Origin of the sequence: Citrobacter sp. Awk 2 (genome assembly GCF_028069815.1) — a bacterium.
Classification (GTDB): domain Bacteria; phylum Pseudomonadota; class Gammaproteobacteria; order Enterobacterales; family Enterobacteriaceae; genus Citrobacter.
The window spans coordinates 1-13,375 of sequence record NZ_JANEWL010000021.1; the positions used below are offsets into that span (position 1 = coordinate 1).

Below are 13,375 nucleotides of genomic sequence, written 5' to 3' on the forward strand. Positions count from 1 at the left end.
TTACATTATCTCTTCGAGAAAAAGTCTCTTCCTAGTGGCTCCGGGAGTCCCAATGCAGCGACTAACCTGTCTGATGAAGCCATGTAGCCATCGATATCTGAAGCGTCTAAAGATGTTTCTAGAGCATCTGAAAATACAGCTGCAACCTTTGCATAAATGTGATCCTGTGGGGTCCTAGTAATCTTATAAGATTTTTCGTTACCCTTCATAACCCCTTGAAAAGTCATGTAACTATAATCTTGAAATCTGAATTCAATTTTCAGTGCTTTGTCTTCTAATTTTGAAATAGTGATTTCAGGTAGGCACTTTCTTACAACCTCGCGAATTTGCATCCGGTCAGTATGAGTGACATCATTCAATAGTTCCTCAGAAAACAGACTGAGAATATCTATGATCAACTCATTCAAGTCGCTTTCTGACCCCTGTAGAGACAATTTCTGTTTCAGAGAGTCCAGTTCTAACAATAGGGATTGCTCACGCTGCGAAAGCACTGTGACTTGTTCTATTAGTGCCTGAATTGGCCCTGTTGTGCTTATCGCTTGTGCCTGATGAGTTAGTTGTTTTTTTACTAATCTGAGTTCAGTCTCTTTAGATTCAATTAATGGCGTCAAATCTTCTGCTTTTGTGTTTCCTAGTAGGATACTATGCGTATACCCGTATATCAGAGCACGGGCTGTTAAATTCTCAATAATACTTCCGTTGACTGACCAGACTTTACAGGTCGATTTCTGAATTTTTCCATTTAAACAGACATAGCGGAGTCGCCCTTCTCTACTATACGCAATCATAGGGCCACCACATAGCCCACACTTCAGAACACCTAGTCCAGACAAAAGGCTGATCATCTTTTTCTGTTCGCCTTGTACAAGCTTGTTTCCGGTTCTGATGTCTTGGATACGTGCAAACTGTTCAGGCGTCACCAAAGCAGGGTAATACCCATCTAATTTGTGTTCATAACCTTCAATTGTCAGTTTCTTCACCCCCATTAATGCTGGGTTTTTTCTCATCGTCACTAAGTTAGGGACAGTCCATTTTTTTATACCTTGATCAATCCGCTTCTTTGTTGGTTTTGGGGCTGGATAAAAGTCCAAATGTGAATTCAGATATGCAGTGACACGGAAACAGCCCCAGCCCAAAAGGAACAGTTCTATTGCCTTTTGTGCTGCAATCCAGTGAACAGGATGTGGTTTAACAGCTTCATATTTTGAACCACTTGCGTCAAACCACCATGGATCGTTACTCATATTTTTTATGTTGGTGGGGTGACCTTGCTTAAAACGTGTAACAAGCGCCATAGCGGTAGCGTTGGTGCGATTCTGTTTAGTTTTAGATTCTTCGTTAGACCTACTGAACATCAACAGCGAGATCAACATATCTGTAAGGTTCTCGTTTGCTGATTCCATCGTATAAACGCGCTGATCCATACCTGTTACCACTGTCAAGCCTAGATCGAGCAAATCAAGTAATAACTTTTGTGCAGTACCCACTCCGCTTCGTGTGAGTCGGTCCAAGTTTTCAATAAAAATGGTTGAATCCTTTTCTATAACCCCATCTTTGACAGCCTGAATAAATGCACCTAAAGCACCATGTGTAATATTTTTACCTTTAAATGCGGATACCCCAGCATCTCTAATTTCTGCGTATTCCAAGCCATTCTCAGCAGCATATTTGCGTGCGGCTTCTGTCTGCCTAGCTAAAGATGTCCCCACCGTTTGTTTCTGGCTTGACCAGCGAATATAGCTGTATAATTTTTTCATATATGGTGTATCTGTCCGCCTGTTTCATTGTGGATCTCACAAGTTTACACTGTTGCATTGATTGGCATCTATTTAAATTATGGCTTGCCATTAATGCGCACTCTTAGTAACTTTTGCGCGCCAATGGAGAGATAAGGAGAAACGTATGAATATTAATCTGGCCAAACTTGAGCAAGCAGAAATGGACAAGGTTAACGTCGATCTGGCTGCGGCAGGCGTCGCATTTAAAGAGCGCTACAACATGCCTGTCGTTGCTGAAGTTGTCGAGCGTGAACAGCCTGCACATTTACGCGACTGGTTCCGTGAACGCCTGATCGCGCACCGTTTAGCTTCCGTTTCCCTCTCACGTTTACCTTACGAGCCTAAAGTAAAATAAACCTTATATTAAGTTACGATTCCTTACATGATGCCTGCTACAGTATAAGCACATTCTTAATCTATTATTTAAGGATGGTTGTAGACACTATGAAAAGGAAATCATTATGTCACACTGGAAAATTGCTGCAGCGCAGTACGAACCACTTCAAAGATCATTAAGCGAACACGTCGCCCATCATTTGCAGTTCATTCATGAAGCGGCTAAATGCCAATGCGAATTGTTGGTTTTTCCATCATTGTCCCTGTTGGGATGTGTGGACGAAGACGACGCTCTCCCAGCCCCGCCCGATGAAGAGTTATTGCAACCCCTCGCCCACGCCGCGGCCACGTATCGTATGACCATCATTGCCGGGTTGTCGGTAGAGCATCACGATCGATTTGTGAAGGGAATAGCGCTTTTCTCTCCCTGGATGAGCTCGCCGTTAATGTTTCATCAAAGCCATGGCGCCTGTATCGCCAGGCAACGAAATGCCATCAGCGTGGTCGACAGCCAGCCGGAAGGTATTGATATCGACCCGACATTTTCGCTATTCACAACCTGTCAGTCCGTCAGCGAACCAGAACTGCTCTCTTCCGCTTCGCGCCTGCAAAGTTTTTCGCATAAATTCGCCATTGCGGTACTGATGGCCAATGCCCGTGGCAGCAGCGCATTGTGGGATGAACGTGGTCGGTTAATTGTACGCGCCGACAGCGGTTCATTACTGTTAACCGGTCAACGCACGCCACGGGGTTGGCAAGGTGATATCATTCCATTACGCTAGTCGTTTTTGGTCTGGAGCCCGGCATGTTGCGCATAATAGATACAGAAACCTGTGGTCTGCAGGGAGGCATTGTTGAGATTGCATCTGTCGATGTCGTTGACGGAACGATCGTTAATCCCATGAGCCATCTGGTGCGCCCTGACCGTCCCATCAGTCCACAAGCCATGGCTATCCATCACATCACTGAAGCGATGGTAGCGGATAAACCGTGGATTGAAGATGTCATCCCGCACTATTACGGCAGCGAGTGGTACGTGGCGCATAACGCCAGTTTTGATCGGCGTGTGCTGCCCGAAATGCCGGGGGAATGGATTTGCACCATGAAGCTTTCCCGCCGCCTGTGGCCGGGGATCAAATACAGCAATATGGCGCTCTATAAATCCCGCAAGCTGAGCGTCCAGACACCGTCTGGTCTACACCACCACCGCGCGCTTTATGACTGCTACATCACGGCGGCACTGCTGATCGACATTATGCAGACGTCCGGCTGGACCCCGGAGCAAATGGCCGATGTCACCGGTCGTCCTGCGTTGCTAACCACATTTACCTTCGGGAAATACCGCGGGAAACCGGTATCTGAAGTCGCTGAACGCGATCCGGGCTATTTGCGCTGGCTGTTTAATAACCTTGACAATATGAGCCCGGAATTGCGCCTAACGCTGAAACACTATCTGGATAACGCCTGAGTTGCCGCCTGACCAGGCAGTGTTCCCTGCGCGAGACCAATTAAAAAAGCAAACTCGAGGGCCACGCCTTCATAGGATTTATAACGCCCGGATTTACCGCCATGCCCGGAGTCCATGTCCGTACACAATAGCAACAGATGATCGTCTGTTTTCATTTCACGCAGTTTCGCCACCCACTTCGCCGGTTCCCAGTATTGCACCTGGGAATCGTGTAGCCCTGTGGTAACCAACAGATGCGGATAATCCTGTGCGGTGACATTATCGTATGGGCTGTAGCTTTTCATGTAGGTGTAATATTCTTTGTCCTGCGGATTACCCCACTCTTCAAACTCACCGGTTGTCAGCGGAATTGACTCATCCAGCATGGTGGTCACCACATCGACAAATGGCACCTGGGCAATAACACCGTGAAAAAGTGTCGGACGCTCGTTGATGGCAACACCCATCAGCATTCCCCCGGCGCTTCCTCCCATCCCATAACACAATGAAGGTGATCCATAACCCAGTTTGAGCAGTGCATCACAGACGTCAAGATAGTCATTGAAGGTATTTTTCTTGCGCAGAAATTTACCATCTTCATACCATTGCTGCCCCAATTCACCACCGCCACGCACGTGGGCGATCGCGTACACAAAGCCACGATCCAATAAGCTTAAGCGGCTGCTGCTGAAATCAGCGTCCATGCTTGCGCCATATGAACCATAGCCATACACCAATAATGGATTTTTCCCTTTACGGAAATGCTGCTTGTGGTAGACCAGCGAGACAGGTACCTCTGTACCATCGCGCGCGGTTATCCACACGTGTTCACTGCGGTAATTTGCAGCGTCGAAACCGGGGACAGTGGTCTGCTTAAGTACACGGCGCTCGCCAGTATCCATATCCAGCTCGAACAGTGTGTCCGGCGTAGTCATGGAGGAATAGCCATAGCGCAGGCGCGATGTCTCCGGCTCGGGATTATAAGCCAGCCAGGTCACATAGGCGGGATCGTCAAAGGCAATCCCTATTACTTCGCGCGTTTTGCGATTGATCTGCCGCAGGCTGGTTAACCCCTGTTGCCGTTCTTCCACCACCAGCCAGTCGGTGAACAGCGTAAAGCCCTCCAGCATGACACTGTCACGCGCAGGGATTAGCGTCTCCCAGGCGTGTTCGTCTCGTACTCGGGTACGGTACAGACCGAAGTTTTTACCCTGACGGTTTGAGCGCAGATAAAACGCGTGCTGATAATGATCGAGACTGTATTCATGGTCTTTCCGACGCGTCAAAAAGACCAGTGGCTCGGCATCAGCCAGTTCTGCATCAATGAGCAAAACCTCGCTGGTGGTTGCACTCGCAATATGAATAACAACATAGTGCTGCGAGGTGGTTTTATGCAGACTGACATAAAACATATCATCAGCCTCTTCATACACCAGCTCATCATCAGTGGATGGTGAACCGACAGTATGCCGCCAGACCTGATACGGCAGCAATGTGGTTTCATGCTTGCGGACATAATAGAAAGTCTGCGAGTCGTTAGCCCAGACTAATTCCGGCTCGACGTTTTCAAGTACCTCCGGGTACCAGTTACCCGTTTGTAAGTTGCGAAAGCGCACGCCATATTGCCGGCGGGAAAGGTAATCCTCCGCCAGCGCCATAATGGTATTATCCGGTGATATTGCCAGACCACCTAATGTATAGAATTCGCTATGGGCTGCGCGCTGGTTCCCATCCAGCAAGGTATCCCATTCATCCCACTCTTCACTGAGAGCAGACTGACGCTGATAAATGGCATATTCACACCCCGGTTCATAGAGATGGCGATAGCGGTACCCATTTTTCACATACGGTGCGGACACATCCTGAGGGGGAATACGGTCGATAATCTCTTTCAGAACACGATCCTGCAAAGCTTGCTGCGAAGCCATCACCTGGCGGCCATACGCATTTTCTTGTTGCAGGTAATTCAATACTTCTGGCTGCGAGCGGGTGTCATCTCGCAGCCAGTAATAATTATCAACACGAGTATCGCCATGCTGCGTCATGGCGTAGGGGATACGAGGAGCTTTAGGTAGCATGTCATTGTTCTTTTGCTTAAACATTCTATAAGGGTGGCAAAAGTCAGCAATGATGCAAGCGAAACATGCTCCTGCGCAGTAACTATTTAACCCGGCAGAGCCTGTTTTTGTTGCTTAAGATCTTGCTCAATCCCTTCGCGAACATCCTGCGGAATCTTCAACGCATCACCCAACGCATTCAGATAACTGCGCTCCATAAAGTGGTCGATATCAATTGCCGCACAGCTCAGGAAGTAAATTTCCAGTGCCTCTTCTTCATTACGGACCCCCTGAGCCAGACGCTGCGGGTCGAGTGGTTGTTCAATCGCACGCTCAATCAGAACACGCCCCTGCTCTTCGACACCTGCTTCACGGAGTTGATGTTCAATGGCCGCACGCTCTTTAGCATCGATATGCCCATCGCTTTTCGCCGCAAAAACCAGCGCCAGGATCAGACGCTCAGTTCGCTCATCCAGCGGTGAGCTCTGTGCACCAAATTGTGATTCCCCCTGATGCGCCGCACGAACCTTATCTTTGTACTTGTTCCATAACACCGTGCCGGCCACTGCGCCCCCACCGACCAGCAGCGCACTGGTTCCGTATTTACTGAGTAATTTACGTGAGGATTTGTTAGCAACCAGTAATCCTGCCAGACCGCCTAGCGCGCCAGGCACCAGCAGTTTGCTAAGCCCTTGTTCACCAGAAGATGTCGCAGATGATGCTTTTTGCCCAAGAAGAGATTGTAGTTGATTCAGCCAGTTAGCCATGTTGCCCCTCAAGTACAGACGAATAATCATCAAAGCGTACCCGAGGGGATGTCAGGAAGTGTTCAGGTCATCAAAAGATGTGCAAATTCAGCTACTGACGCACCTGATACTCTGCTGTGCCAGCTTTGCAATCAAGCTTTACCTGATATTGAATGTCGCTGCTTTTGCCGCGCACGGTCAGGGGGACTGTCCACTGCCCATCTTTACCGACAATATCCTGCGGATTGGCCCACGCTACCGGGTCAAGCTGACCAAGTTTCTTTTGATCGTCGGCCCAGCGCACAATGCGATTCTGCAGATAATCACGTTTTACGCTGGCCGCGATACCATCAGCATCCAGGCCTTCACAGTTTGGAAACTTAACTGACTTACTTTCCGTATTCGCCGCAAATACTGATACGCTGGCAGATAATAACAGCAGGCTCAACAGCGCTCTTTTTTTATACATTCTTTTCTCCTTATCTCCCCTTCGTCCTTCAGGCCGCAGACCCGCGGTGTGAAGGCTGTCAGAGATTGCACAATGATTCAGGGAAAAGCATGGTACAAAATATCAGGAGCGCAAGTCGCTTCAGGCCGCCTGGGTATCATCCTCAGCAGATGTGTCGCTGTCGACCACCTGTGGAGAAGGCAGCTTGCCGTTTTTCAGGATGGCGCTTAGCACCTCTTTTTGCTCAGCAAGCCACAGAGAAAGCGCTTCACGCTGCTCATCTTCCAGCGCTACCGGTGATTGTTCCAGCCATGTGTCGAGCAGATCGGCTGTATCGAGCATCTTGTCATACGCATCGGCTTCCTTTTTACTGGTAAACGACATTTTTTCCTCACCTTCCCGAATGACTACGTATTTAACTTCAACCGCCATTTTTGCAGCCTCTTAAATTACCTGTATTTATATACAGCATATTCTTTTTCATCCCTGAAATCAACCTGGTAATAAAGACAGACGCAAACGTTTTCGTATATACTGCGCCTAGTTGAAACAGGGGATTAATTTATGACGTTATTTGGCACAGCACTGCGTCCTGCAGCAACGCGTGTGATGTTATTAGGTTCAGGTGAACTGGGTAAAGAAGTGGCGATTGAATGCCAACGCCTGGGTGTGGAAGTCATTGCCGTGGATCGTTACCCCGACGCACCAGCGATGCACGTTACTCATCGTTCCTACGTCATCAACATGTTGGATGGCGATGCATTGCGCCAGGTAGTCGAGCATGAAAAACCACATTTTATCGTGCCAGAAATCGAAGCCATCGCCACAGATATGCTGGTAAAACTGGAGCAGGAAGGCCTGAACGTAGTGCCTTGTGCACGTGCGACTCAACTGACCATGAACCGGGAAGGCATCCGTCGCCTCGCCGCCGACGAGTTATCTTTACCAACATCATCTTTCCGCTTCGCCGACAGTGAAATGCGTTTTCGCGAGGCCGTAGAGGAAATCGGTTATCCCTGCATCGTAAAACCGGTAATGAGTTCTTCTGGTAAAGGACAGAGCTTTATCCGCTCCGCCGAACAGCTAACCGAAGCCTGGAACTATGCCCAACAGGGTGGGCGGGCTGGCGCCGGGCGTGTCATCGTCGAAGGCGTAGTGAATTTCGATTTTGAAATCACACTGCTTACCGTCAGCGCCATTGACGGCGTACATTTTTGCGCACCGGTAGGTCATCGCCAGGAAGACGGTGATTATCGCGAATCCTGGCAGCCACAGCAGATGAGCGAACTGGCATTAGCGCGGGCGCAGGAGATTGCCCGGAAAGTGGTACTGGCATTGGGCGGCCACGGATTATTTGGTGTGGAGCTGTTTGTCTGCGGTGACGAAGTCATTTTCAGCGAAGTATCCCCTCGCCCACACGATACCGGAATGGTGACCTTAATATCGCAGGACCTGTCTGAGTTTGCCCTGCACGTACGCGCATTTCTCGGTCTGCCCGTTGGCGCAATCCGTCAATACGGACCTTCTGCTTCCGCCGTTATTCTGCCGCAACTTACCAGCCAGAATGTGACGTTTGATAACGTACAGTCTGCCGTGGGCGCTGGCCTGCAAGTACGATTCTTTGGTAAGCCGGAGATCGACGGGAGTCGTCGTTTAGGGGTGGTACTGGCTACAGCGCAGACCATTGAAGACGCGGTTGAACGTGCGAAAGACGCCGCCGCACTGGTGAAAGTTACCGGATAAAAACCAGCCCCGTAGGCCGGATAAGGCATTGATGCCGCATCCGGCAAAGCCCGATGTCGGCGCTGACGCGCCGACATCGGGCCTACGGTATACGCATTAACGGCTTACTGCTTCGCGCCTTCAACCGCTTCGCGAGCCAGTTTGGTAATACGATCGTAATCACCCGCTTCCAGCGCATCCGCCGGAACCAGCCAGGAACCGCCAATGCACAGCACGCTTTTCAGGGCCAGGTAATCACGGTAGTTCGCCGGGGAGATACCGCCAGTCGGGCAGAAACGAACCTGAGAGAATGGACCCGCGATTGCCTGCAGTGCTTTCGTACCGCCGTTCGCTTCAGCCGGGAAGAATTTGAACTCTTTCAAGCCGTAGTCCATACCCAGCATCAGTTCAGAAACGGTGCTGATACCAGGGATCAGCGGAATCGTCCCTTCGGTTGCTGCTTTCAGCAGCGGCTCGGTCAGACCCGGGCTAATCGCAAACTGAGCGCCAGCCGCAGTAACTTCAGCCAGTTGCTGTGGATTCAGCACAGTACCCGCACCGACGATAGCATCCGGTACTTCTTTCGCGATTGCACGAATAGCATCCATCGCACATGCGGTACGTAACGTCACTTCCAGAACGCGCACGCCCCCTGCAACTAACGCTTTTGCCATCGGCACAGCGTGTTCCAGTTTGTTAACCACGATAACCGGTACAACCGGGCCAGTGGTCAGGATTGCTTCTGCACTTGTCTTCCAGTTTTTCATCAGAGTTTTCTCTCGCCTGATTACAAATTAAGTCTTAAAAAGTGATACAGGTTGCGCCCTGCTCCGCACCGGACAGCTTTTCACGCAACGCGCTGAACATTTCACGCCCGGTACCCACGCGCGAAGCGCTAAGGTCAGGAATGTGAGGCTGACGAGAGGCAAGTTCCTCTTCATCAACCAGCAGCGTCAATTCACCTGTCTGTCCATTCACACGAATGATGTCGCCATCACGCACTTTCGCCAGCAGCCCGCCATCGTAGGCTTCTGGGGTTACATGGATTGCTGAAGGCACTTTACCTGAAGCACCTGAAAGTCGTCCATCAGTAACTAACGCAATTTTGAAACAACGGTCCAATAATACACCAAGTGGCGGCATGAGTTTATGTAATTCTGGCATTCCGTTCGCTTTTGGTCCCTGATGGCGCACAACGACCACACAATCCCGGTCAAGCAGACCCGCATCAAATGCCGGTAACACATCATGTTGACTTTCGAAGACCACGGCAGGCGCTTCAATCACTTGATTTTCAACTGGAACAGCTGAGGTTTTCATCACCGCACGCCCCAGATTGCCACTCAGTACTTTAGTGCCGCCATGATGGGAGAATGGCTGGTCAAAGGCAGCAATCACATTGCTGTCCAGCGATTTTTCCGCGCCTTCGCGCCAGTCCAGTTCACCGTTATTCAGCCACGGCTCCAGGGTATAACGCGATAAACCGAATCCGGCCACGGTATTCACATCTTCATGTAACAGACCCGCGTTCAGCAGTTCACGCATTAGTACAGGCACACCGCCAGCAGCCTGGAAATGGTTAATGTCTGCAGGGCCATTCGGGTACAAACGCGCCATCAGCGGCACGATATCGGACAGGTCGGAGAAGTCATCCCAGTTAATCAGAATACCGGCTGCACGCGCCATAGCCACAAGGTGCATCGTATGGTTGGTTGAACCGCCGGTCGCCAGCAGCGCGACAATACCGTTTACCACAACTTTTTCATCGATCATTTTACCGATCGGCATCCACTCGTTACCGTTCCCGGTCAGACGTGTTACCTGACGGGCCGCCGCTGCGGTCAATGCTTCACGCAGTGGTGCATCCGGGTGCACAAAAGAGGAGCCTGGCAACTGCATGCCCATAAACTCCACGACCATCTGGTTAGTGTTAGCGGTGCCGTAAAACGTACAGGTACCCGGTGCATGATAAGACGCAGCCTCGGATTCGAGCAGTGCCATACGATCTACTTTGCCTTCGGCATACAGTTGACGAATACGCACTTTCTCTTTGTTCGCCAGGCCACTCGCCATCGGGCCTGAAGGGATGAAGATTGAAGGCAGATGACCGAAGGAAAGCGCCGCCATGACCAGGCCCGGGACAATCTTGTCACATACGCCAAGGAACAGCGCACCATCGAACATATTGTGTGAGAGCCCCACGGCCGCCGACATCGCAATGACTTCACGACTTAACAGAGAAAGCTCCATGCCGTCCTGACCCTGGGTCACCCCGTCGCACATCGCAGGTACGCCACCAGCAACCTGGCCCACTGCATTGGCTTCATGTAGTGCTTTACGAATGATGGCCGGATAGTGTTCATACGGTTGGTGCGCGGAAAGCATGTCGTTATAGGAGGTAATGATCGCGATATTGTTACGCAACATGCTTTTTAGCGAGGCTTTATCCTCCGGCTGACAGGCGGCAAAACCATGCGCCAGATTACCGCACGCCAGTTGTGAACGATGGACGGTAGTCGTTTTAGCCTGTTCGATTCGCGCGAGGTAGGCGGAACGCGTGTCCCGGGAACGTTCGACGATACGTTGTGTTACGCGTAACAAATTCGGATTCATAGAGGCTCCTAAAATTTATCTGTCAGAGCGGTTGGGTAAACAGTGTTACTCAGCATCACTAAATATTGCTGAATCGCTTGTTAGCCGTAGCTCAGGGGCAAAATCGTTTCAGGCAGTGTAATAAAAAAAACCTCGCGGGTGAATCCACGCGAGGTTTAAAAGTGCAAAAATTATTCTACAATCTGTGTTAGATCATGTTACCGGTAAAATAACACCTAATGGCTAGATGATCTTTTACTCGAATTCGTTCCAGGAACGGCCGTCACGGGTGATCATGGCCACAGACGCAACCGGTCCCCAGGTTCCTGCCTGATAAGGCTTCGGCGACTCGTTATCCATCGCCCAGGCTTCGGTAATTGAATCCACCCACTTCCAGGCTTCTTCGACCTCATCGCGACGCACAAACAGAGCCTGAATACCGCGCATGGTTTCCAACAGCAGGCGCTCATAGGCGTCGGCCAGGTGCGTTTGGTTGAAAGTTTCTGAGTAGCTCAGATCCAGCTTAGTGATTTGCAGATTATGTTTGTGGTCCAGACCCGGCACTTTGTTCAGTACCTGGATATCAACCCCTTCATCAGGCTGCAAACGAATAGTCAGCTTGTTCTGCGGCAGATCCTGCCAGGATTCTTTAAACAGATTCAGCTCAGGTGTTTTGAAGTAAACCACCACTTCAGAGCACTTGGTTGGTAAACGTTTACCGGTACGCAGGTAGAACGGTACACCCGTCCAGCGCCAGTTATCGATATCGACGCGGATCGCCACAAACGTTTCCGTGTTGCTGCTCTTATTCGCGCCCTCTTCTTCCAGGTAACCCGGTACCTTTTTACCCTGGGCAAAACCGGTGGTGTACTGACCGCGAACCGTTTTTTCACGCACGTTCGAGCGATCGATGCGACGCAGCGATTTCAGTACCTTGACTTTCTCATCGCGAATGCTGTCGGCGCTCAGATCAGCCGGAGGAGACATTGCGATCATGCAGAGGATCTGCAGCAGGTGGTTCTGGATCATATCCCGCATTTGACCTGCCTGGTCAAAATAGCCCCAGCGTCCTTCAATACCCACTTCTTCCGCCACCGTAATTTCTACGTGGTCGATAGTGCGATTATCCCAGTTATTTACAAACAAGGAGTTAGCGAAACGCAGCGCCAGCAGGTTCAGAACCGTCTCTTTACCAAGATAGTGGTCGATGCGGTAAACCTGGCATTCTTCGAAATACTCACCCACCTGGTCGTTGATTTCACGGGATGTCGCGAGCGAAGTACCCAGCGGTTTTTCCATCACGACACGCGCAGGTTTAGCATTAAGTTTTGCTTCACCCAAACCTTTGCAGATCGCGCCAAAGGTGCTTGGCGGCATTGCGAAATAGTTAATCGTGGTACGTGATTTTTGATCCAACATCTCGCCCAGACGGCTAAATGCGGCGGTGTCATTGACGTCCAGGTTACAAAAATCCAGACGGCCGCTGAGGGTTTCCCATAAACTTTCATCAATTTTTTCTTTCATGAAAGTTTCGAGCGCTTCGCGTACAACCTTGGTATAGGCAGCTTTGTCCCAATCAGCACGCCCTACTCCAATGATACGGGTATCCGGGTTAATCTGACCGGCCTTTTCCAGTTGATACAGGGAAGGCAGCAATTTCCGTCGCGCCAGGTCGCCCTTCGCGCCGAAAATGACCAGGTCACATGCCTGGGCTGTTTGCGTTACCGCCATGTCATTCTCCTCAATTGAGTGCCTGGTGCTTTTGCCAGACACTGGTTGTAATTTTCTTACAATGCACTGTACTGCTTTTACGTGATTCCGTGAACCGTAAACGCTTATCCAGCCGTGCTGTTACCGAAAACAGCGGCTAAAGAGACGCCTGTTGGGCTCAAAATGGATAAAAAAGTCGTTTTTTTTCGTACCCATGAAGAAGTATGAAAACCAGACTTCGATCATGTAATGAAAAAAAACAACAACTATTCTCTCCATTTTGCCCCGTTCCTTCGCTCCCAGGGGTAGTATCTATACACAAAATAATTCGCGTTGCAGGACAGCGGCAAGAGTGTGACAAACTCGTCAGGAACGAATTTTCCCTGCAGAAGGATGTCCCTCATTCCCTCCCGATGAGCTTACTCAAGTAAGTGATTCAGGTGAGTTAACATAGCCAACGCCCCTGCGGCTCGAAGTATGCCGTGTATAACAAAATTATGCCCCGATTTCCCCATATTGCTGAAATCGCTTTTGCCCAT

General features: G+C 50.1%; 12 protein-coding genes. 4 read left to right on the forward strand and 8 right to left on the reverse strand.

Annotated elements, in window-relative coordinates:
* Window positions 1-5: 5 nt before the first annotated feature.
* A complete protein-coding gene (locus NNO02_RS07970; RefSeq protein ID WP_271441799.1) occupies window positions 6-1,757 on the reverse strand; it encodes a recombinase family protein in 1,752 nt (583 codons plus the stop codon).
* 145 nt (window positions 1,758-1,902) lie between these two features.
* Here NNO02_RS07970 and NNO02_RS07975 point away from each other — a divergent pair, with 145 nt between their 5' ends.
* The 3 genes from NNO02_RS07975 (at window position 1,903) to exoX (ending at window position 3,582) form a co-directional block, all read left to right on the forward strand.
* Entirely contained in the window at window positions 1,903-2,133 is a 231-nt protein-coding gene (locus tag NNO02_RS07975) for a DNA polymerase III subunit theta (protein ID WP_005120732.1), read from the forward strand.
* Window positions 2,134-2,239: 106 nt separating this feature from the next.
* A complete protein-coding gene (locus tag NNO02_RS07980; protein ID WP_271450096.1) occupies window positions 2,240-2,896 on the forward strand; it encodes a carbon-nitrogen hydrolase family protein in 657 nt (218 codons plus the stop codon).
* A 23-nt stretch (window positions 2,897-2,919) separates the two neighbouring features.
* On the forward strand, window positions 2,920-3,582 hold the full coding sequence (gene exoX / locus NNO02_RS07985; protein ID WP_271441797.1) for an exodeoxyribonuclease X: 663 nt from the start codon (window positions 2,920-2,922) through the stop codon (window positions 3,580-3,582).
* Here the strand turns inward: exoX and ptrB are convergent.
* From ptrB to yebG, 4 genes are all read right to left on the reverse strand, one after another.
* Complete coding sequence (ptrB, locus tag NNO02_RS07990) at window positions 3,564-5,639, reverse strand: oligopeptidase B (protein ID WP_271454539.1); 2,076 nt, start codon at window positions 5,637-5,639, stop codon at window positions 3,564-3,566. The two genes, exoX and ptrB, sit on opposite strands and share 19 nt — an antisense overlap.
* Before the next feature lie 86 nt (window positions 5,640-5,725).
* Window positions 5,726-6,385, reverse strand: a complete 660-nt coding sequence (locus NNO02_RS07995) for a tellurite resistance TerB family protein (RefSeq protein WP_271454540.1) — start codon at window positions 6,383-6,385, stop codon at window positions 5,726-5,728.
* A gap of 91 nt (window positions 6,386-6,476) precedes the next feature.
* A complete protein-coding gene (yebF, locus tag NNO02_RS08000) occupies window positions 6,477-6,833 on the reverse strand; it encodes a protein YebF (RefSeq protein WP_271441794.1) in 357 nt (118 codons plus the stop codon).
* Window positions 6,834-6,953: 120 nt separating this feature from the next.
* Window positions 6,954-7,244: a DNA damage-inducible protein YebG gene (gene yebG, locus NNO02_RS08005; RefSeq protein ID WP_271450094.1), complete on the reverse strand. Its 291-nt coding sequence runs from the start codon at window positions 7,242-7,244 to the stop codon at window positions 6,954-6,956.
* Window positions 7,245-7,376: 132 nt separating this feature from the next.
* Between yebG and purT the strand changes: the two genes are divergently transcribed.
* Window positions 7,377-8,555 (forward strand): formate-dependent phosphoribosylglycinamide formyltransferase, encoded by a 1,179-nt coding sequence (gene purT / locus NNO02_RS08010; RefSeq protein WP_271454541.1) that lies wholly within the window; start codon window positions 7,377-7,379, stop codon window positions 8,553-8,555.
* Window positions 8,556-8,659: 104 nt separating this feature from the next.
* Here purT and kdgA read toward each other — a convergent pair whose 3' ends face one another.
* The 3 genes from kdgA to zwf form a co-directional block, all read right to left on the reverse strand.
* Entirely contained in the window at window positions 8,660-9,301 is a 642-nt protein-coding gene (gene kdgA, locus NNO02_RS08015; RefSeq protein WP_005120716.1) for a bifunctional 4-hydroxy-2-oxoglutarate aldolase/2-dehydro-3-deoxy-phosphogluconate aldolase, read from the reverse strand.
* Between the two features lie 34 nt (window positions 9,302-9,335).
* Window positions 9,336-11,147, reverse strand: a complete 1,812-nt coding sequence (edd, locus tag NNO02_RS08020; RefSeq protein ID WP_086523748.1) for a phosphogluconate dehydratase — start codon at window positions 11,145-11,147, stop codon at window positions 9,336-9,338.
* A 234-nt stretch (window positions 11,148-11,381) separates the two neighbouring features.
* Complete coding sequence (zwf, locus tag NNO02_RS08025) at window positions 11,382-12,857, reverse strand: glucose-6-phosphate dehydrogenase (RefSeq protein WP_137381576.1); 1,476 nt, start codon at window positions 12,855-12,857, stop codon at window positions 11,382-11,384.
* Window positions 12,858-13,375: the final 518 nt, after the last annotated feature.

Coding starts and splice junctions, on each gene's coding strand:
- NNO02_RS07970 (WP_271441799.1), bottom strand. CDS start 1,757: ATGAAAAAATTATACAGCTATATTCGCTGGTCAAGCCAGAAACAAACG.
- NNO02_RS07975 (WP_005120732.1), top strand. CDS start 1,903: ATGAATATTAATCTGGCCAAACTTGAGCAAGCAGAAATGGACAAGGTT.
- NNO02_RS07980 (WP_271450096.1), top strand. CDS start 2,240: ATGTCACACTGGAAAATTGCTGCAGCGCAGTACGAACCACTTCAAAGA.
- exoX (WP_271441797.1), top strand. CDS start 2,920: ATGTTGCGCATAATAGATACAGAAACCTGTGGTCTGCAGGGAGGCATT.
- ptrB (WP_271454539.1), bottom strand. CDS start 5,639: ATGCTACCTAAAGCTCCTCGTATCCCCTACGCCATGACGCAGCATGGC.
- NNO02_RS07995 (WP_271454540.1), bottom strand. CDS start 6,385: ATGGCTAACTGGCTGAATCAACTACAATCTCTTCTTGGGCAAAAAGCA.
- yebF (WP_271441794.1), bottom strand. CDS start 6,833: ATGTATAAAAAAAGAGCGCTGTTGAGCCTGCTGTTATTATCTGCCAGC.
- yebG (WP_271450094.1), bottom strand. CDS start 7,244: ATGGCGGTTGAAGTTAAATACGTAGTCATTCGGGAAGGTGAGGAAAAA.
- purT (WP_271454541.1), top strand. CDS start 7,377: ATGACGTTATTTGGCACAGCACTGCGTCCTGCAGCAACGCGTGTGATG.
- kdgA (WP_005120716.1), bottom strand. CDS start 9,301: ATGAAAAACTGGAAGACAAGTGCAGAAGCAATCCTGACCACTGGCCCG.
- edd (WP_086523748.1), bottom strand. CDS start 11,147: ATGAATCCGAATTTGTTACGCGTAACACAACGTATCGTCGAACGTTCC.
- zwf (WP_137381576.1), bottom strand. CDS start 12,857: ATGGCGGTAACGCAAACAGCCCAGGCATGTGACCTGGTCATTTTCGGC.